This is a genomic window from Dyadobacter sp. CY261, from assembly GCF_021440085.1.
In the GTDB taxonomy this organism is placed as follows: domain Bacteria; phylum Bacteroidota; class Bacteroidia; order Cytophagales; family Spirosomataceae; genus Dyadobacter.
The window spans coordinates 511,084-530,290 of record NZ_JAKCPW010000004.1 but is presented as its reverse complement, the minus strand read 5'-3'; the positions used below and the strand labels follow the sequence as shown (position 1 = coordinate 530,290).

General features: G+C 47.8%; 14 protein-coding genes. 8 read left to right on the top strand and 6 right to left on the bottom strand.

Annotated elements, in window-relative coordinates:
* Positions 1 to 80 precede the first annotated feature (80 nt).
* On the bottom strand, positions 81 to 4,757 hold the full coding sequence (locus tag LZD49_RS14860; RefSeq protein ID WP_234668352.1) for a hypothetical protein: 4,677 nt from the start codon (positions 4,755 to 4,757) through the stop codon (positions 81 to 83).
* 36 nt (positions 4,758 to 4,793) lie between these two features.
* A complete protein-coding gene (gene prmA / locus LZD49_RS14855; RefSeq protein ID WP_234668351.1) occupies positions 4,794 to 5,630 on the bottom strand; it encodes a 50S ribosomal protein L11 methyltransferase in 837 nt (278 codons plus the stop codon).
* Between the two features lie 320 nt (positions 5,631 to 5,950).
* Between prmA and LZD49_RS36070 the strand changes: the two genes are divergently transcribed.
* Positions 5,951 to 6,202 (top strand): PIN domain-containing protein, encoded by a 252-nt coding sequence (locus LZD49_RS36070; RefSeq protein ID WP_409021323.1) that lies wholly within the window; start codon positions 5,951 to 5,953, stop codon positions 6,200 to 6,202.
* On the opposite strand, the gene LZD49_RS14850 is transcribed toward LZD49_RS36070, so the two are convergent.
* On the bottom strand, positions 6,157 to 7,971 hold the full coding sequence (locus LZD49_RS14850) for a glycosyltransferase (protein ID WP_234668350.1): 1,815 nt from the start codon (positions 7,969 to 7,971) through the stop codon (positions 6,157 to 6,159). The genes LZD49_RS36070 and LZD49_RS14850 overlap by 46 nt on opposite strands.
* A 329-nt stretch (positions 7,972 to 8,300) precedes the next feature.
* Between LZD49_RS14850 and LZD49_RS14845 the strand changes: the two genes are divergently transcribed.
* Both LZD49_RS14845 and LZD49_RS14840 read left to right on the top strand, forming a co-directional pair.
* On the top strand, positions 8,301 to 9,869 hold the full coding sequence (locus LZD49_RS14845; RefSeq protein ID WP_234668349.1) for a family 10 glycosylhydrolase: 1,569 nt from the start codon (positions 8,301 to 8,303) through the stop codon (positions 9,867 to 9,869).
* A gap of 2 nt (positions 9,870 to 9,871) precedes the next feature.
* Entirely contained in the window at positions 9,872 to 11,089 is a 1,218-nt protein-coding gene (locus LZD49_RS14840) for an NADH-quinone oxidoreductase subunit D (protein ID WP_234668348.1), read from the top strand.
* Positions 11,090 to 11,179: 90 nt separating this feature from the next.
* Here LZD49_RS14840 and LZD49_RS14835 read toward each other — a convergent pair whose 3' ends face one another.
* Both LZD49_RS14835 and LZD49_RS14830 read right to left on the bottom strand, forming a co-directional pair.
* A complete protein-coding gene (locus LZD49_RS14835) occupies positions 11,180 to 12,190 on the bottom strand; it encodes an aspartate-semialdehyde dehydrogenase (RefSeq protein WP_234668347.1) in 1,011 nt (336 codons plus the stop codon).
* Between the two features lie 187 nt (positions 12,191 to 12,377).
* The gene (locus tag LZD49_RS14830) at positions 12,378 to 12,962 is read right to left on the bottom strand and encodes a 5-formyltetrahydrofolate cyclo-ligase (protein WP_234668346.1); all 585 of its coding nucleotides are present in this window, start codon (positions 12,960 to 12,962) and stop codon (positions 12,378 to 12,380) included.
* A gap of 108 nt (positions 12,963 to 13,070) precedes the next feature.
* Here LZD49_RS14830 and LZD49_RS14825 point away from each other — a divergent pair, with 108 nt between their 5' ends.
* The 4 genes from LZD49_RS14825 (at position 13,071) to LZD49_RS14815 (ending at position 16,139) form a co-directional block, all read left to right on the top strand.
* On the top strand, positions 13,071 to 14,282 hold the full coding sequence (locus LZD49_RS14825; RefSeq protein ID WP_234668345.1) for an NADP-dependent isocitrate dehydrogenase: 1,212 nt from the start codon (positions 13,071 to 13,073) through the stop codon (positions 14,280 to 14,282).
* Positions 14,283 to 14,396: 114 nt separating this feature from the next.
* Positions 14,397 to 15,644, top strand: a complete 1,248-nt coding sequence (locus LZD49_RS14820) for an outer membrane protein assembly factor (RefSeq protein WP_234668344.1) — start codon at positions 14,397 to 14,399, stop codon at positions 15,642 to 15,644.
* A gap of 28 nt (positions 15,645 to 15,672) precedes the next feature.
* Positions 15,673 to 15,930 carry a type II toxin-antitoxin system RelE family toxin gene (locus LZD49_RS36065; RefSeq protein WP_409021322.1) on the top strand — a complete coding sequence of 86 codons (258 nt, stop codon included), beginning with the start codon at positions 15,673 to 15,675 and terminating at the stop codon, positions 15,928 to 15,930.
* Positions 15,930 to 16,139 carry a prevent-host-death family protein gene (locus tag LZD49_RS14815; RefSeq protein WP_234668343.1) on the top strand — a complete coding sequence of 70 codons (210 nt, stop codon included), beginning with the start codon at positions 15,930 to 15,932 and terminating at the stop codon, positions 16,137 to 16,139. Before LZD49_RS36065 ends, LZD49_RS14815 begins: the two co-directional genes overlap by 1 nt.
* A 19-nt stretch (positions 16,140 to 16,158) precedes the next feature.
* On the opposite strand, the gene LZD49_RS14810 is transcribed toward LZD49_RS14815, so the two are convergent.
* On the bottom strand, positions 16,159 to 17,685 hold the full coding sequence (locus LZD49_RS14810) for an RtcB family protein (protein ID WP_234668342.1): 1,527 nt from the start codon (positions 17,683 to 17,685) through the stop codon (positions 16,159 to 16,161).
* A gap of 181 nt (positions 17,686 to 17,866) precedes the next feature.
* Here LZD49_RS14810 and LZD49_RS14805 point away from each other — a divergent pair, with 181 nt between their 5' ends.
* On the top strand, positions 17,867 to 19,096 hold the full coding sequence (locus tag LZD49_RS14805; protein WP_234668341.1) for a pyridoxal phosphate-dependent aminotransferase: 1,230 nt from the start codon (positions 17,867 to 17,869) through the stop codon (positions 19,094 to 19,096).
* Positions 19,097 to 19,207 lie beyond the last annotated feature (111 nt).

Below are 19,207 nucleotides of genomic sequence, written 5' to 3'. Positions count from 1 at the left end.
GCAATAGTTCCGTAAAACTACGATTCAGTATACTATTTTTCAAAATTTAGCATAAACTATTGTAAATGCTCCTAATCGCATCAGAATCCTTCGGTAGGCTCTGCTTTTTTCTTTTTTTCTTCGGCTTGGGAGGGTGCCGCCTTTTTCTTCGCAGTTTTCACGAGCTTCGCTTTCTTCAAGGCAGGCTGATAGAAATCATCAAAGCGGTTAACAAACATATCCTTCTCTTCAGTTCCAATGTTGACCAAAGTCATGTCCTTGGATTTCACGTTTTTAGACTTCGCGGTGATCTCGTCATTGAAATCGAGTTGAGAGGAAACGACGCCCAGTTCGCCTGCTTTCAGGTCAAAATAGTACCAAATATCGGGCGAGGCTTCCAGGTATAAACTGAACTCATCGCCTTCCACGCCGCGACGGAGTTCGAGCACGCCGGTCATTTGCGCATTGATATTGTTGCGGCCGAAATGCGAGACGCCGATAGGGCCCTGCGAGTAGTAAGCATTGTGTACGGCCGACCAATGCAAATTGACATTTGACAGCACCATAGGCACATCCAGCAGAGGCGACGCTTCAATAATAGGTTTGTAACCTGCGGCTGTCAACTTAATGTATGCGTCAATCGCTTTCGGTCCAATCAATGCGGAGAGTTTTCGGTTCAATTGATCGGCATCGTCGTCAGCCGCTGTGCTATTTGATTCTGCGAGGTTCGTTTCGACGATCTTGGCGGCGAGAGTCGGCGCAATTGGCTCCAATGCAGGGGCTTTGAAAAGTAACATCGTATTGAATCGGAATTTCGAAGTATCGACCTGCACCTCGGCGCTGCCTACGGTTTGTAACCAGTCGGCTTGCATGAGTTTGAACTGGCCTGCGAAAGTCGCTAGACCGGTTTTATCGTCGAATGTCAATGCGCTGCCTTCGTCGATCAGGCCATCGGCCCCTGGCGGCGGGTTTACACGGAATGCTTTGGCGTCTTCGTCGTAGCTAAGGTTACCCTGGGCCTGATAAATGTCTTCATCCCCGTCCGAATCCTTCGGCGAGAGGAAGCTCATGTACATCCCTTTGGCCTCATTGTAATGCAAACCCACGGAAAGTGGTATTTCATGTTCGTTTTTGAGGTCCTTATTGATCTTAATAGAAACCGATTCGCCCGGAGAATCCTGGTACAGGATCCAGGAGCTCTGAAAATCCTTCCTGAATTTGATCACCGGCTTTACAAAGCCGTCCAGTTTTAGCGACGGCTCGTAAGCAACTAGGTTAATGGCGCCTTTGTATTGAATGCGGGGAGATAGGAAGAGGTTCTCAGTTTCCTTAATGTCCGCACGGGCAGTTGTATAATATTTGATCCCTGCCGCTGGTTTGTCTTTGGCTTTCCGCTTAGCCTCCTCACCTGCACCCACTTCCACAAGCTCGAAATTCTGCATTTTGATATTGAATGTATCTTTCCGGGCAGTAATGTATTGGTAAGTAGCGGAGCCTTCGAAGTGGTTGCGGGAATCGATGCGGATATCGGCATCGCGCAAGTGGTGTGACACATTCAGCGTATCGATTTCAATGCGGGCCTTTTTCAAAGGTACAATCTTGCCTTTGCTATCTACGGCCACCATACCGCCATTCGGGATGATTTTCACATCGGCTGTCTGAATAAAAGGTACGCCTTTAATGTTTAGCGTAACTTTTTCAATGTCATAGGTGGCTTCGGAGCCATTGAATGTCAGCCCTTCCTGATCCGGATCTGTTGATGTATAGGATGAGGTTTCGCCCAATCCTTTCATCAGGATCGTTTTTTTGGTCATATCCCATTTGGCACTGCCGATGAGCGTCTGGTAGGAAGCGGTCGGAATTTGCATACCGGATGAATCGCTTCCGAAGCCGGATTCGTCGGTAACAAAATTGGCAATACCCGTTTTAAAGTTAAAATCGATGTTGACATTGTTGCCGGTCAGCAACTTTTTGGTGGACTTTACGTCAGCGCTATTGATCGCAAATTCGGATTTGTTGGCCAGGAAGCCGTCTTTATTAAACTTAATATCCGGCGAAGAGAGCTCGGAGTCGGCGCGTTTCAGTTTTCCATTCCCGTAAAGGCCCGTAGAGCGAAGCAGCAGGCTTCCTTCCAAATTAGTAGTGCCCTGGTGGAATGAAAACGACTTGCCCGTAGTGCTGATGAACATGCTGTCGGCATTGGGATACCATTTCAATGCATAGTCTTTCAGGGCAACGGCAGGGAAGTAGCCTTTGCCAATAGTTGCTTCCTTGATGCTGGCCAACTCTCCTGTTGCCATCAATGAATCGGAGGTAAGGAGAATGTTCTTGGCCGTCATCGAGGCCGAAAGATATTTCAAAACAGCTTTGGAATGCAGGCCGGTGTTATCCATTGTCAGCGTATCTGTAAACTTCGCCAGCGCCTTGCCTTCATACAGTTTCATGTCTGTAACCGGCGGCTTGTACTCGAAACCAAGCGAATTGTCGGGCATACTTCTCAGAATGGTTTGAATAGGCGGGATAATGCCATTGGAATTAAATGTTCCTTCAAAAATCACGTCACGCTGGTCGAGGCCGTCCATATCGATCTTAGGAATCTTGAAAAACACCTCACGCGGATAAAGCACCGTCCCGCGCTCGGGCTGATCGAAATACACGATCATTCCATCCGGTACCACGAGCCGTGGCGACTTTTTAATGCCTTTTTGAATACCCGATTTGTTTTTTGGGTCGCTCAAATAGAACGTACCGCCTTTTTCATACTTCACATGCCCACCCACTTCGCCTTTCTGGCCTTTCGCAAATTTTTCGCGTGGCGTAAATGTGATCGAATCCGACGGCGCCACATTCACGAAGAACTGATTGTAGTCGAATTTGACATTTTGGCCTCGAAATTGATAGTTAGAGGCCACCATCTGGCCATTCAGCGTAAAATTCCTGTTTTTACCAATGATCAGTTTCTTGTCGGAAGGAACAGCGTAGATTTTAAGTGAATCGCTGACAACAAATCTTGAAACTCCTAGAACTGTCAGCAACGTATCGGGCATGTAAATGGTGGCGTTGGCCACTTCGTCGTTGGCCGCGAACTGGCCGCTTACTTGAAAGTTGTCGTAATCGGCCTTGTCCATATTCGCGAGTACGTACATAGCGCCCTTTTTACTCAATGCGTATTCATCGGTGTCTTTATTGTAGATGAAATAATCGTCGAGTGCGAGCCTTTGCAGTGCATTGCGAATGATCACCGGCTTCTGATTGAATTTGGCGGCTAGTTCTTCTGGAAGGAAAGAGGTCTTTTTGGTGGTTTGTGTATAACTGGCAGCCATGATCAGCGGCTGAAAGCCATATTCCTTGGCAATTTCCCGGAACCGTTCTTTTTTGAAATAATCGAAAGATTCCAGTCGAACGGGCACTTCCATTTTACCATTAATGCGGAGAAATTCCACTTTATCCGTCGGAAAGCGCCACCGCATGGCCTGCGACCAGATGTTCATTTTGTGGTAAGAATCCTTGTAAGGCAGCGGCCCATAATCGGTTTTATCCATCCGGCCCAGTCTCACCAGACCTTCATCATCATTGTATTTAAAGGTGACCCCGGGATGCACGAGCGAATCTGCTCCCAGCGGCATCGAATACAATGCAAAATTGGCAGCAAACACGGAATCTTTCAGTGCGAAACGCTTGCTACGGACGGTAAATGCTGGTTTTTCCTGGTATTTGACCTTGATGGTTGAATACTTGTCATTTAGCGCGGAACTGTACCGGTCGAGTCCGATCAGTGAATAGCCGCCTTTGTAATCGATATTTTTCCTAACTTCTTTAAGTCTGGCATCGATATCATTCGATACGAAACGCGGGTATTGCGCCGGTTGCCCCTTGATACGCTTGACGCCTCGGTATTCTACCGTTCCTTTAACGGGTGCCGCCAGGTAATTATCGGAATGGAGCGTGCTGTTTTCCGCGAGAAGTTTGGGATGATTAATATTGAAGGAGTAAGCATCGAGATCCGCATAAATGCTCGAATCACCTGCGGTTTGCCAGGTAAACTTGCCGTTCTTACCCACAAATATACCATCCCGCAAGGAAACGCTACCATTGGCTGGCCCGAAAACCACCGAATCGCCGCCGGCTACCATGGCAAATGTCGCATTCTCGAGATCCATTAGCGGCCCGGCAATAACAGGCAACGGGTTGGATTTCGGCGCAATCACGAAATTGGAATCGACGGGCGTATCCCAACCGTCATTGGTTGCAGCGGTCTCTTTGGCGACCGTCGTATCAGCTTTTGTATCGAACCGGTATTTGTAGTCCCCGCTTAGCAAATAAAGCGTATTATAATTACTTCCATATAGCTTGTTGCTTTCCGTAATAGGCAAGGCGGTTTGCAGTACTTTCTGGAAGACCTTGGCGTCGTATTTTTCGCCTGCGTTGGTTGCCACGTCAAGAAACCCGTCCAGTTTTTCAGGCGACTTTTTGGCGAGAGCCTGTGTATTCCGGATGAGCAATGCGAGCAGCGGCCCGCCTTTCTGTCCTTTTGCAACCTGCGTTTTTACAATGCCGATGAATTTCGCCTGCTGTGATGCATTGATGCCGGACATCCAAACGCTATCGAGCTGGACCGTCGAGCGGATGAATTGCGGGTTCCGGCTGCCTTCCATCAGCTTCCGGAGCTGCGTCATAAATTGCGCGGGGTCGTCGGCCAGTTTGAGGTTTTGGGCGGCAACGTTTTTTCCGATAAATGTCAGCAGGCAAAGCAGTATGGCAAGGCGAAATATCTTCATGTTTTTAGCTGTCAGCTGTCAGCAATTCGCTATGTTCTATTTGTTTTTTTCAAAAACAACGGTTGCCCATTGGTTCCGGGTATTGGACCTGAGTTTTTTCAGGCCATTTTCCGTGGCACATTTTTCAATATCGGCCTGGTCGGTTTCATAAAAGCCGCTGGTGACCAGCCAGCCGCCGGGTTCAAGATGTTTCACATACGTTTGAATCTCCGCCAGCAGGATATTCCGGTTAATATTGGCGAGGACGCCTCCGAAGACTTTTCCTTTGGGCACGTTCTGGATCGTTCCCTGAAACACTTCCGAATCTGCCGGAAGCGCATTCATCGCGAAATTCTCCCGGGTATTTTCCACGGCCCATTCGTCAATATCGAATCCCAGTAGGTGCGAAGCTCCTAGTTTATGCGCCAGAATTGCCAAAATTCCCGTTCCGCAACCCACATCCATGATCGAAAGATGTTCATGTGGCAGGCTAAGTTGCTCGTTCATGACCAGCCAGGTCGTTTCGTGGTGCCCGGTGCCGAACGACATTTTCGGCTGGATCAGCAAATCATATGTAAAAGAGGGATCGGGCTCATGAAACGTTGCCCTCACGCGCACCTGGTCACCCACCTCGATTGGCTCATAGCTTTTTTCCCACTCCTCATTCCAGTTTCTTCTTTCTAACGATTTCCATGTTGCCGCTATTGTCGTTAAATCCAGGTATTTGGCCGTTAAATCATGAATAGCGCTCTCATGAAAATCGTCCTCCTGAATGTAGGCGAGCAAACCCTCGTCCGTTTCGACAAACGACTCATATCCCGCCTCACCCAGCTCCGCCATCAATATCTCCGAAAATTCGGGATCCACTTTCAAATCCAGTTCGATGTAATTCATTGTAAAAGTTATTGGTAAAAATTGGAAGTGAAGGTGTTGAAAATTTTCAGGAATTAAACACCGTCGCAGGATAATCGATCAACTATTTTAAATTTTAAGTACTCAAATATTGTTTATTTTGAATAAATCGTCACGCAAGGAACAATGTACATTGCGGTTAAAGGAACTTACGAGAATGGCGTTCTGACTTTGGATGAAATGCCTCCGACTGTCGAGAAATCGGAAGTGGTTGTTTTGTTCATGAATGATCAAAAGCTACTAGCGCCGGAAAAGGGAGCAAGGGGTGTCAGAATTGGTAGCTTGGGCTATCCATAGCAACGGTGCATATCGATACCTACAATGCGATCCCGCTTTATGAACAACATCGGGATCCCTTCGACAGGCTTATTCTGGCAACAGCGTACGCCGAAAAGATGCCGGTTGTGTCAGCCGACGAAAATTTCAAGTACTATAAAGAATTGATTTCACTGGTTGAAATAAACAAAGCCCGGCAACTTCACATTACCGGGCTTTGTTTATTGTCTCTTTACGGCTTCCGCCTTTTCGCAGCCAGATCATGCGCCGTGTCATAGTACGAGCGCAAATTCATCCAGTCAAAAACATCGGAGATGTTCTCGACGCGGTTGCGTTGCATAATGCGGTCGCGGCGTTGCATTCGTACGAATTTGAAGAGAATATCTGCAAGCTGGTCGGCGGCTTGGGAGAAGGTTTGGGACTTGCGGTTGATCACATAAATGCCCCGGTTTTCATAATCACGCATAATTTGCATAATGTAATCGCCAAAGCCCGAGAGGTCGCTGGTGACGGTCGGGACGCCGCGGACAACGCATTCGAGTGGGGTGTAGCCCCAAGGCTCGTAGTAGCTCGGAAAGACGCCCAAATGGCACCCGCGTACAAACTGGCCATAATCCAGACCAAATAACGGGTTCGTTGAGGCAATAAAGTCCGGATGATAAACGATTTTGACGCGGTCGCGCTCGTTATTGACCAGGTTCGCGCGTTTGCAGAAATCGGTAATGCCGTCTTCCTGTTTCAAATCGTGGGTCACGAATGCGGGAAGTTTGTCGGTTTTCCAGCTCTGGATGGTCCTTCTCAAACGTAGCCGCCAATATTCGTCTACAAAATTGTTGAGGTCCGGCATTTTGTGATCCGTACCCGACGCTGTTGCGAGGAAAAGCTTTTCACCCACCTCTTTCTCGATGGCGGTACAGGTTTCCTGCAATTCATTCAGCACCGCACGCGATTGCAGTACATCCGGGTTGACGGACGTGTAGGGCTGCTTTGTTACAATGAACATCACCACCGTCATGTCCATATTCGCCTGCACCATCTTCCAGTTCAGGCGGGCAAGGGCTTCGAGCGTAAGGTCGTAGCCCTTGTTGCTATACTCATAGCGGCCAGACGTGAAAAAGTAGAGCGTTTTATCCAGATCGAACGAATAGCTGGGAAAGAAATGCCCCATCACGAACTCGTGAATACGCTCTTTATGCTTCAAATGAAGATTCTGGAACTCATGCACGGCCTGAAAGCGTACGACGTTCAAGCCATTGGGTGTGACAAGGTCGGGCATGCGGCCGAGGAAAACCTCGCATTCACGGGCCGTCACATCACTCACCGTCGTCAGTACATGCGCACTCAATGCAGCTTGTCTTTCGATAGAGCATTGTGCCAGGATGCCGTAGTTTTTGGCTTCCAGTTCCCAATCGAAGAAAGGAAGTTTGTTATAAAAGCCTGATACATTCTGTGCCAGATAGCGTCCCAGCATAGTAGCATGGGTGGTGAATGTCATGGCAACTTTTACATTCTCGCGTTTCAGTTCAGGCAGGCCGCTACTGGCCATCCATTCGTGGAATTGCGCGAAGATTTCCTCGCGTTTGGCATTTTCCTCTGCATACTCTTTCAAGAATATACGCACGAGCTCGCCGAAGCCAAGCGTCTGATTAACAAGATGCTCGACATTGATCGTCGGAATGCGGTTTCTTTCCCAAAGGTTGAATTTGATCGCATCGAGCTGGCCGATGACGCTGTCGATATCGAACAGCACAACCCGTGGCTTGCCAGTTACAAGCCAATAGCCGTAATGTACTACAAACCCCATTTCCCGCATTCTTTTGACAATCCGCCCGGCCGGGGAGTCGTCCAGGTCGTGGATTTGCTCAAATTCGGAAGACGCTTTCTTTTCGAAATAAGGGCCTAATAAGAAGTAGTTTTCCTCCCATTTTTCAACCATGGCAGGCACTTTGGTCCTTATTACAGTATATATCCCTCCAACTTGATTACAAACCTCCCATGCAACTTCGAACAGGACGTTTTTCTTAGTGGTTTTGACAAATGGTTCCAATTAGGATACAGTTTAAGCGTTACTAGGGTATTTTCATTTGGGATCCTGCTTCCGGTTATGTCACAAAAATCCTTGTTATTACACAATAAATATGCAGAAAAATAATTCACAATTTACAATATTCGACGATTGTTACCGTGGCCTGGAACCCCGATTAAAACATCATTCCAGTGCTAAAATATAACTAAGTCAAGAAAAGGGTAGTTCTGCCCATTTTCAGAAGCGCATCCAAATCGAACCGTTATTGCTCGAAATTAAGATGGTTGTCGGCTAACTTTGTTCCAAAATACGTTACTTTGGTCGGATTAACATTTTGCATTGGTCAGATAGTGAAAAAAATTAAAATTGTTGCGCTTTCCTTCGTCTTGATGATGTTTTTGCTGGAAAGTTGCATGGCACAGAGCGTGGAAACGGAGAATGATCTGCCCCCGAAAAGAGAGTTCAGAGCGGTCTGGATTGCCACTGTCGACAATATTGATTGGCCAAGCAGCAAAAATCTACTGCCCGAAGAGCAGCAGGAAGAATTCTCAAACCTGCTCGATTTTCACAAGCGGGTGGGTATGAATGCGGTGTTCGTGCAAGTACGCGCGGCGGGGGATGCATTCTATGCCAAGAGCCCGGAGCCGTGGTCAGAATGGCTCACGGGTGTACAAGGCCGCAAACCGGACCCGATGTGGGACCCCCTGGATTTTATGATTGCCGAGTCGCACAAGCGCGGGCTCGAATTCCACGCCTGGCTGAACCTGAACCGACTTGTTCATAAATCTTCTAAAAGCGTTTCTTCCGAAAATATCAGCCGACTGCATCCCGAATGGATTTTGAGCTACGACGGATATAAATTGTTCGATTTCGGCATTCCCGAAGTGCGAAAGTTCATCACCGATATGACCGTCAATGTCGCCAAAAATTATGACGTCGACGGCATCCATTTTGATGACTATTTTTATCCCTACGCCGCACCCGGGCAAGTAATACAGGATGATGCAACATTCAAAAAGTACCCCGACGGCTTCACAAATAAGGCCGACTGGCGTCGTCATAATGTGGATTTATTGGTCAAACAAATTCATGATGCGCTTGAAGCATTAAACCCCAAACTCAAATTCGGCATCAGTCCATTCGGAGTGTGGCGCAATAAAGACCGTGACGCCGAGGGTTCAAAGACATTCGGTGCGCTAGCATCTTATGACGACCTTTTTGCCGATAGCCGCCGGTGGGTAAAAGAAGGCTGGATAGATTATATTGCCCCGCAAGTTTATTTTTCTTCCGGTTTCAATAGAGTACCTTACAAAAACCTGGTCGATTGGTGGAATGAGAACCGGTTCGAGCGCCATTTATATATAGGTATGGGCGCGTACCGGGTCGGCTACAAAGACAAGGACACGCATTGGTCGAACCCCACGGAGATACCTAATCAGATCCGTTATTTCCGGGACGCGGAGGCCGACGGGTCGATTTTTTTCAGCTCGCGTTCATTACGCGCCAACAGCCTGGGATTCGTGGATTCGCTGCGCAGGGACCTTTTCAAATATCCCGCATTAGTCCCGACGATGCCCTGGAAGGACCGCATCCCGCCATTAGTTCCAAGAAGCCTGAAAGCTACTTTGCTTTCCCGAGGGATCGAGCTCACCTGGGACCAGCCTGATGCTGCTGCGGACGGAGACAAGGCCTGGTACTATGTCATTTACCGCTTTCCGCCGGAAGAAAAAGCAACGGCCCATGACCCGCGCCGCATTCTGGGAATGTGTTATGAAGGTGAAAAATTTGTGGATATGACTGCCGAATCGGGCAAAAGATATGTTTATTATGTTACGGCTGTGGATCGCCTGCACAACGAAAGTCGCCCCATCGGGCCATTACGCGTAGAGGTACATGATCAGAAGCTAGTCAGGTTTTAGGTATGAGCAATTCTATCCAATACGAATATAAACCCGAGCATTTTGTTGCATCGGTACCCACTAAATACAACTCCGAAAACCTTCGTACCGAGGAGATGGTGCTCAATATAGGCCCACAACATCCATCTACGCACGGGGTATTGCGGCTAGAAGTCGTGACCGACGGAGAAGTGGTGATCGATGTGGTACCGCATTTGGGATACCTGCACCGCTGCTTTGAAAAGCATGCCGAATCGTTACCCTTCAACCAGATTATTCCTTACGTTGATCGGATGGATTACGTGGCGGCAATGAACTCCGAGCACGCGTATGTGATGGGCGTTGAAAGAATGCTTGGCATTCAAAATGATATCCCAAAACGCATTGAGTATATCCGCGTAGTGGTGGCTGAGTTGAACAGGTTGGCGTCACATTTTGTAGCATTGGGGACATACGCAATGGACATAGGCGCTTACACGCCCTTCCTATGGATGATGCGCGACCGCGAACAGATCCTGCGCCTGCTCGAATGGACCTGCGGTGCGCGGATGCTATACAATTATATATGGATAGGCGGCCTGTTCTACGATCTGCCGGTGGGCTTTGAAGAGCGTTGCGGAGAATTCATCAAATATTTGAAACCAAAGCTGCTCGAATTGCAGCAACTCGTGGTGGATAATAAAATATTCATCCAAAGAACGGCGAACGTCGGCGTGTTGCCATTGAATGTGGCCATTAATTATGGTTGCACCGGTCCAATGCTGCGCGGCTCGGGATTGCGATATGATTTAAGAAAAGTCGATGGCTACTCCGTTTACCCGGAACTGGATTTCGAAGTGCCCATTGGTGAAGGAAAGCTGGGAACCGTTGGCGACTGCTGGGACCGCACGTGGGTTAGGGTGGTGGAATGCCAGGAATCGTTGAAAATGATCGAGCAATGCCTGGTGCAATTGCAAGGAGATTATAAAAGAACCCGCGATTTCGACCCGCAGGCGATGGTACCGAAAAAAATCCGCCCGAAAGCCATGGATTTCTACGCCCGTGGGGAAAGTTCAAAAGGGGAATTAGGCTTCTATTTCCGGACTGATGGGCGTTCCGACGTTCCCGTTCGCTGCAAGGCCCGGGCCTGTTCGTTCAATAACCTTTCTGTCATAGGAGAAATTTCGAAAGGTGCATTACTTGCCGATTTAGTCGCAGTGATAGGATCTATCGATATTGTCATGGGCGAAGTCGATAGATAGCAATGGAGAATTAATTGTTTGCCTAATAATACAAAAAACCGCTCCGAGCTCCCCGGGACGGTTTTTTGTATTATTAAATATGCTAGAAAATTACGCTTCTGCGGCAACTCCAACCAGCTCATGCTTCGCCAAAAACTCGGCGATCTGAACCGCATTGGTAGCAGCTCCCTTACGAAGGTTGTCAGCTACAATCCACAGATTCAGTGTTTTAGGCTGAGATTCGTCGCGACGGATACGGCCAACAAAAGTTTCGTCTTTGCCATGCGCTGTCAATGGCATTGGGTACAATGCATTTTTCGGGTCATCCTGAACGATTACGCCTTCGGTTTCAGCCAATATCTGACGAACTTCTTCCAAGTCATACTCATTTTCAAATTCGATATTAACGGCCTCAGAGTGACCGCCGATTGTCGGGATACGAACGGTGGTAGCGGTAACGGCAATGCTATCGTCGTTCATGATCTTCTTCGTTTCGTTCGTCATCTTCATTTCCTCTTTGGTATAGCCATTATCGAGGAATACATCGATGTGCGGAAGCACGTTCAGATCGATCTGGTGCGGGTACACTTTGTCCTTGCTGTGATCACCTGCACGTTCGGAGAACAATTGATCCACAGCCGCTTTGCCCGTTCCGGTTACCGATTGGTAGGTGGAAACGACCACACGCTTAATTTTATATTTTTTGTGCAAAGGGTTCAGAACCACCACCATTTGAATGGTCGAGCAGTTCGGGTTTGCGATGATTTTATCTTCTTTTGTCAATTCGCCTGCATTGATTTCAGGAACGACCAGTTTTTTGGTCGGGTCCATGCGCCATGCAGAGGAGTTATCTACCACGGTAATGCCCGCTTCCGCGAATTTCGGTGCAAGGGCCAGTGAAGTGCCACCACCCGCCGAAAAGATGGCAATTTCAGGTTTGGCTGCAATCGCATCCTCGAAGCCGATCACCTTTATCTGTTTACCCTTGAATGTAACTTCCTTGCCAACAGATCTTTCAGATGCAACGGCCAATAACTCCGTCACCGGGAAATTACGCTCTTCGAGCACTTTGAGGATTTCGCCGCCCACCAAACCGGTAGCGCCTACTACTGCGATTTTCATTCTTGCATTAAGATTAAAAATGGATAGAATATGATTTACCCTCGCTTAAAAGCTCACACCTCCTTGCGAAAAGTGCCGCAAATTTACGACCTTTTTTAGAATGATAGGCCAGGAAAGCTGTTTGTTGCATTAAAATTCAGGAAGGAAGCATCGGTGACGTACAAAACTGATTCCACTGCCAGGCTTCTCAATGACTGAAATGATAAAGCTGAGCAGGTGTAATGCAGGCATCCAGCGGGATGTCGAGCTCATGAATATCGTCGATGTTATCGCTTACCTCAAACATCGAAAGACCCATTCTGATGCATTCAGGGCGTGTTTGGGGCAGGAACCGATCGTAGTAGCCGCCGCCATAACCAACCCGGTAACCGCTTCGGTCGAACGCGAGGAGGGGAACCAGGACGATGTCTATTTCCTGGGGTAATATGCTTTGAGAGGTGACGGGATCCGGCTCAGGAATTTTCCATTGATTTACAACCAAATGCGTGTCAGGCGTTAAAAGAAAGTGCTTCATATCACGCGTACCAGGCACAATGTATGGGACCGCAATGCGCATTTCCGGCAGCGCTGCCCGAAACAGTTCGATGATATAAAACGTGTGCACTTCGCGGGAACCCAGTTGGGGCAGAAATGTATGAAGTGTTTTAAACCGGTTTTCCCGAACGTATTTTTCTAGATTCCGGGCGATCAATGCGTTTGATTCGGTTAACCAGGGCTCACCGGCATCCTTTCTTTTTTGCAAAAATTCCTTTCTCAATGCAGCCTTTTTCATGGGCGAATACCGTCTTTTTTAGGTCGCAAGTTGAGGAAATTTCGCCTTTTTATTCTATTGTTCGTACTTTCACGGTCTGATTTCAAAATCTTTAACTATTGTATAAGAATGAGCAAAATTAAAGTTGACAATCCCGTCGTAGAACTGGATGGCGATGAAATGACCCGCATCATCTGGAAGTTTATCAAAGAAAAACTCATCCTGCCTTACATCGACGTAGATATCAAATACTACGATTTGGGTATCGAGTACCGCGACGAGACTAATGACCAGGTTACCATCGATGCAGCGAACGCTATCAAAGAATACGGCGTGGGTATCAAATGCGCAACGATCACTCCTGATGAAGACCGCGTAAAAGAGTTCAACCTGAAACAAATGTGGAAATCGCCTAACGGAACCATCCGTAACATCCTTGATGGTACTGTGTTCCGTGAGCCGATCGTAATGCAAAATGTTCCAAGATTAGTTACCAACTGGACGGCACCAATTATCGTAGGGCGCCATGCATTTGGTGACCAGTACCGCGCTACCGACTTCGTTGTACCTGGAAAAGGTAAATTGACAATTAAATTCGAAGGCGAAGATGGACAGGTAATCGAGCACGAAGTATACCAATACAAAGGCGCTGGTGTAGCGATGGCTATGTACAACATCGACGAGTCGATCCGCGGTTTCGCACGCTCATGCTTCAACGTGGCTTTGGACAAAGGATGGCCTCTTTACCTTTCTACCAAAAACACCATCCTTAAAAAATACGACGGTCGTTTCAAGGATATCTTCCAGGAAATATACGAAACCGAATACCAAGGAAAAGTACATTATGAGCACCGTCTGATCGACGACATGGTAGCTTCCGCATTGAAATGGGAAGGTAACTTTGTATGGGCTTGTAAGAACTATGACGGTGACGTTCAGTCCGATACCGTTGCACAAGGTTTCGGTTCACTGGGTCTGATGACCTCCACTTTGGTTACGCCGGATGGAAAAGTAATGGAAGCTGAGGCAGCGCACGGAACAGTAACCCGCCACTACCGCGAGCACCAGAAAGGAAAACCAACTTCTACCAATCCGATCGCTTCCATCTTCGCATGGACACGCGGTTTGGCGTTCCGTGGCAAGCTTGACGGCAACCAGCCACTAATCGATTTCGCTAACGCGCTTGAAAAAGTGTGTATCGAAACTGTGGAAAGTGGACAAATGACCAAGGATCTGGCAATTGGTCTCCACGGAAATGATGTGAAACACGGGGATCACTACCTGTACACAGAAGAATTCCTTGAGGCGATTGATACCAATTTGAAGGCGGCATTAGCATAAAAGCCATATTTCATAGCATTAAGCCACCGGGTTCGTGAGAAGCCGGTGGCTTTTTTTGTGGCGGGTACTATTTTATTATATATTACTAGTAACGTGCTTAACAAACCCGACCTGGTGATCAAATTATTTCTCATAGCAACCTCGCTCATGATGCTGACCGTGAATGGTTTGTGGGCTGGAAACTATGTTGCCATAAGTCAGGCAGTATCTCAAGACACCGTCGCAACCGCCGACTCAGCACAAAAGGTGGGGCAGAAAGACCTGATTGATGTACTTCGGAAGTGGAAATCCAAGGACAAATCTGATTCCGTCAGGGTTCCGAAGATCGAATCTGGAAAGCCAATTTTTTCGCTTGTACCAGCAGGCGGCTACACACTCTCGTCCGGGCTCACAGGCTCGCTCAATGCGAACATCGCATTTTATACCAGCAGCCCCAAAACGACTAATATTTCCAGCATTACGACCAATTTCATTTACACCGAGTACAAGCAGATGACCATTCCTGTCCAGGCAAACATCTGGACGCGGCATAACAACTACAATTTCGTGGTAGATTGGCGTTTTTTCAAATACCCGCAGGATACTTACGGACTTGGCCCGGATTCGAAAATCGCCGATGCGACCGGAATAAAATACAAACATCTCCGCTTGCATCAGACCGTGCTGAAAAGGATCGGCAAATCATTTTTCGTCGGACTGGGTTTTGCTTATGATAAAAGGTGGCAGATCATGCAGTCGGATAATGAAGAGAAGCTTAATCAGGATGTGAAAGATTATGGATTGGGGAAGAAATCCTCCTCAGTCGGACCGCTTTTTACGCTGGCTTACGATAGCCGGACCAACTCCATTAATCCCTTGAAGGGCTTTTACAGTAACGTCCAGGTCCGCCCGAACATGAAGAAGTTGGGGAGCACCAACACCTGGCAATCGGTTGTAATCGACGTTCGCCGCTATTTCAACCTGCCAAACGGAAGCCAAAACACCCTGGCATTCTGGAATTATAACTGGCTTACCATCGGCAAGCCTCCCTACCTCGATCTTCCCGCGACCGGCTGGGACCCGACTAATAACATCGGTCGAGGCTATATTCAGGGCCGCTTCCGCAGCACCAACCTGCTCTATTTCGAATCTGAATACCGCTTCGCATTGACCAAAAACGGCCTTTTCGGCGGGGTGCTATTTGCTAATGCACAGAGCGTTTCGGACTGGCCTTCCAAAAGCTTCCGGAAAATAGCTCCGGCAGGAGGCTTAGGTATTAGGATTAAGGTTAATAAAACCTCCGGGGCGAATATTGGTATTGACTATGGATTTGGAATGGATGGGTCACGGGGGCTGTTTGTGAATTTGGGGGAGGTGTTTTAACTTTATAGAAAACACACTATGATCTCGAATGTACAGACTGATTTTCACGGATCGAGCTTTGAAGAGCCTGAAATCTATACCGAAGCGGGACGCTAAAAAAATTATTTCCGAGCTCGAAGAATCGGCAAAATTTCCGCTTTTAAAGAGTAACGTTAAATGTCTCCAAAATCACCCGCGAGCAGTGTATCGTTTAAGAGTTGGTCATTACAGGGTCCTGTTCAATAAATATAAGGAATTCGAAGTTTTAGAGGTTATTGATGTAGGACATAGAAAAGAGATATACTGATGAACCTAAATGCACAAATCATAGAAGAGAATGGTAAGCCTAAATTTGCCATTTTGCCTATCCAGGAGTACGAAACATTACTTCGTGAGCTTTCCGGTTTTGACAGCCTTGAAGACCTTTCAGATTATATGAGGGCCGTCAGGATAACATCTGAGATCAAAAATTGGCATAGCTTGGAGGAGGTGAAGGCACAACTAGGAATCGAATAAGGTCGTTGTCAACCCGAATCTAATCCTCTCTTCCTTCCTTCCGATTCGCGTCCGCCATTCTGACAATCTTAGGCGAAAACTTCGCCAGCACGTGCACGAGCTCGGATTGCGCCGCAATGACATCATCGATATTCTTGTAAACCATCGGCGATTCGTCCAAATCTCCGCCAATAAGCTGAATGCCATTGTCTTGTAAAATTTGGTTCATCTGGCTGCGCGTTGTAGTCGTGAACGCCTTCGTGCGTGACATGACGCGCCCCGCGCCGTGCGAGGCAGAATTAATGGACGAAGAATTGGCCTTACCGCGAATAACGTAGCCCGGCTGGCTCATGGAGCCGGGGATAATGCCAAGTTCGTCGGCTCCGGCGGGAGTAGCGCCTTTTCGGTGCACTATCACTTCGCGGCCATCGGCAAGCTTTTCTCTCCAAGCGAAATTGTGATGGTTTTCGATGATTTTAAGAGGCTTTTCACCCAAAGATTTCGCCATTTTGTTGTGTATCTCATGATGGTTGGCCGAAGCGTAGTCGCCGGCAAGGCTCATCGCGATCCAGTATTCCTGACCCTGTTCGGTTTTGAGATCGAGCCAGGCAAGGTGGGCGGCTTGCTTGGGGAGTACCGTTTTTTGCATGGCCAGTTTGGAATAATAATTGGCCACATTGCCGCCAAAGCCACGGGAGCCCGAGTGCGATAGTAGCGACAGGTATTCGCCTTTTGGTAAGTTTAAAAGCGCGTCATCTTCAAATACTTCCACAACTCCCCATTCTACAAAGTGATTACCGGTACCCGATGTGCCCAACTGCCGGTAAGCTTTATCTTTAAGTCCCCGGATCACTTTCGTGGCTCCCCATTCCGGCTGGTCCATGACACTTTCGTCGTATTTGCGAGCAATTTCTCCGCCCATGCCGAATTTGGTGTTTTCGGTCAGAATTTTTTTCAAAAAATGCGGCTCACGTTTCAGATAGTCCGTCGGAATGTCGAATACAGACATGCACATCCGGCAGGCAATGTCGACGCCTACCGCATAGGGGATAACTTTGTCGGATTCCGTAGCGAGCACGCCGCCGATGGGCAGACCATAACCCTGGTGCGCGTCAGGCATTAATGCGCCAGCGACAGAAATGGGTAAGCTAATGGCGGTTTCCATTTGCAGTAATGCACCTTCTTCGATATGTTCCTTACCGAAAACGGCGTAGTGCAATTTGTCCTCGCGGAGACTGAATGTGTCCTTATTTTGTGGTTTCTGTTCTTCCAACGTCAGTACAGCTTCTTCATTGGATAGCAATTCCCTACCATCGTCAGTCAGTGTGATTTCTGTTCCGTTCCTTCGAAGATCATAAACCGCTTGCGCCAGATTGGTTACCTTATTTCTCGAAAAAGCATGTTTTTTAGGTTCGCTCAGCATTTTGACAAGCATCAGCAAGACCTTCTCTTTCGGATATTTAGCACGTTGATGCAATCCATTCGCGACGCGCAGGAAAGATGCATGCAGGTTTTCAGGTACATTGGCCAAAAAAATGATTTCTTCAATAGTGATTGGTGTGTCCATATACAAATATCGTTGTTGGTGGGCTATTTAAGTGAGCCAGCGTTTGCCGCCTGCTAATTGGTACGATGAGAATAAATCTTTCTTCGCATAATACAATGCACCTATTAAAAAACCCGTACCTTTGCGGGCAATTTGTTGATACAGTTCGCAGTACCTTCTTTAACTTAATTAAAACATTGCAATGTCCGCAGTAGCAGAGCAAACCCGGTTGGAAACACGGTTGTTGGCTGACCGGATCAACGCCCTCGAAGAATCTTCGACGCTGGCGATGACCAAAATGGCCCGTGAACTGGCCGCCCAAGGCCATAAAGTGATCAGTCTGAGTGTTGGGGAGCCAGACTTTAAGACGCCCGCACATATTTGCGAGGCCGCTAAAAAAGCTATCGACGATGGTTTTCATGGTTACTCACCCGTAGCAGGCTATCCAGATCTGCGAAAGGCTATTGCTGACAAGTTAAAGCGCGACAATAATATAGATTGGAAACCAGAGAATATCGTGGTTTCAACTGGTGCCAAGCATTCACTGGCGAATGTGATCCAGGTTTTGGTAAACCCAGGTGATGAAGTTGTGATTTTTGCGCCTTACTGGGTGAGCTATTCAGAAATGGTGAAATTGGCCGAAGGAAAGTCGGTGGTTGTAGACGGTGCGTTTGAGAACGACTTCAAAGTCACTGCCGACCAGTTGGAAGCTGCAATTACGCCTCGTACCAAAATAGTGATGTATGCGTCGCCAAACAACCCGACAGGCGCTGTTTATTCAGAGCAAGAATTAAGGGATATCGCAGCAGTACTCGAAAAACACGAAGGTGTTTACGTGCTGGCCGACGAAATCTACGAATATATCAACTTCACAGAAGAGGGCCATTTCAGCATCGGCTCCATTCCTGCATTGAAAGACCGGGTGATCACCGTGAACGGTGTGGCGAAAGGTTACGCGATGACAGGCTGGCGGATTGGTTTCATCGCGGCTGCTAAATGGATCGCCGACGGCGTTGAGAAATTGCAGGGCCAGGTTACCTCCGGAACGAACTCGATCGCCCAAAAAGCGGCAACAGCGGCATTCAACGGCCCAAAAGAGCCTTCAATCGAAATGGCGAAAGCATACCATCGCCGTCGTGACCTGGTTGTAGGTTTGCTGAAAGATATTCCGGGCTTCAAAGTGAATGTACCACAAGGTGCGTTCTACGCTTTCCCGGATGTGAGCTATTACTTCGGAAAATCGGATGGAGAAACGACCATCAATGATTCAGACGATTTCGCGAACTGGTTACTGCACAGGTCTTATGTTTCAACCGTAGCAGGTTCTGGTTTCGGTGCGCCTAACTGCATCCGTATCTCGACCGCAGCTGCTGACGAGGCGCTGGAAGAAGCTGTAAAACGCATCAAAGACGCGGTAGCAACATTGAAATAATATAAAATGAAATCATAAAAGCCTCATGGGTGTTACCTGTGAGGCTTTTATGTTGTAGGTTGAAGCTACACACCAATAAATTTTAAACAAATCGGTGCCCAGGGCGAGATC

Coding starts and splice junctions, on each gene's coding strand:
- LZD49_RS14860 (WP_234668352.1), bottom strand. CDS start 4,757: ATGAAGATATTTCGCCTTGCCATACTGCTTTGCCTGCTGACATTTATC.
- LZD49_RS14810 (WP_234668342.1), bottom strand. CDS start 17,685: ATGGACACACCAATCACTATTGAAGAAATCATTTTTTTGGCCAATGTA.
- LZD49_RS14805 (WP_234668341.1), top strand. CDS start 17,867: ATGTCCGCAGTAGCAGAGCAAACCCGGTTGGAAACACGGTTGTTGGCT.
- LZD49_RS36065 (WP_409021322.1), top strand. CDS start 15,673: ATGTACAGACTGATTTTCACGGATCGAGCTTTGAAGAGCCTGAAATCT.
- LZD49_RS14835 (WP_234668347.1), bottom strand. CDS start 12,190: ATGAAAATCGCAGTAGTAGGCGCTACCGGTTTGGTGGGCGGCGAAATC.
- LZD49_RS14840 (WP_234668348.1), top strand. CDS start 9,872: ATGAGCAATTCTATCCAATACGAATATAAACCCGAGCATTTTGTTGCA.
- LZD49_RS14815 (WP_234668343.1), top strand. CDS start 15,930: ATGAACCTAAATGCACAAATCATAGAAGAGAATGGTAAGCCTAAATTT.
- prmA (WP_234668351.1), bottom strand. CDS start 5,630: ATGAATTACATCGAACTGGATTTGAAAGTGGATCCCGAATTTTCGGAG.
- LZD49_RS14825 (WP_234668345.1), top strand. CDS start 13,071: ATGAGCAAAATTAAAGTTGACAATCCCGTCGTAGAACTGGATGGCGAT.
- LZD49_RS14830 (WP_234668346.1), bottom strand. CDS start 12,962: ATGAAAAAGGCTGCATTGAGAAAGGAATTTTTGCAAAAAAGAAAGGAT.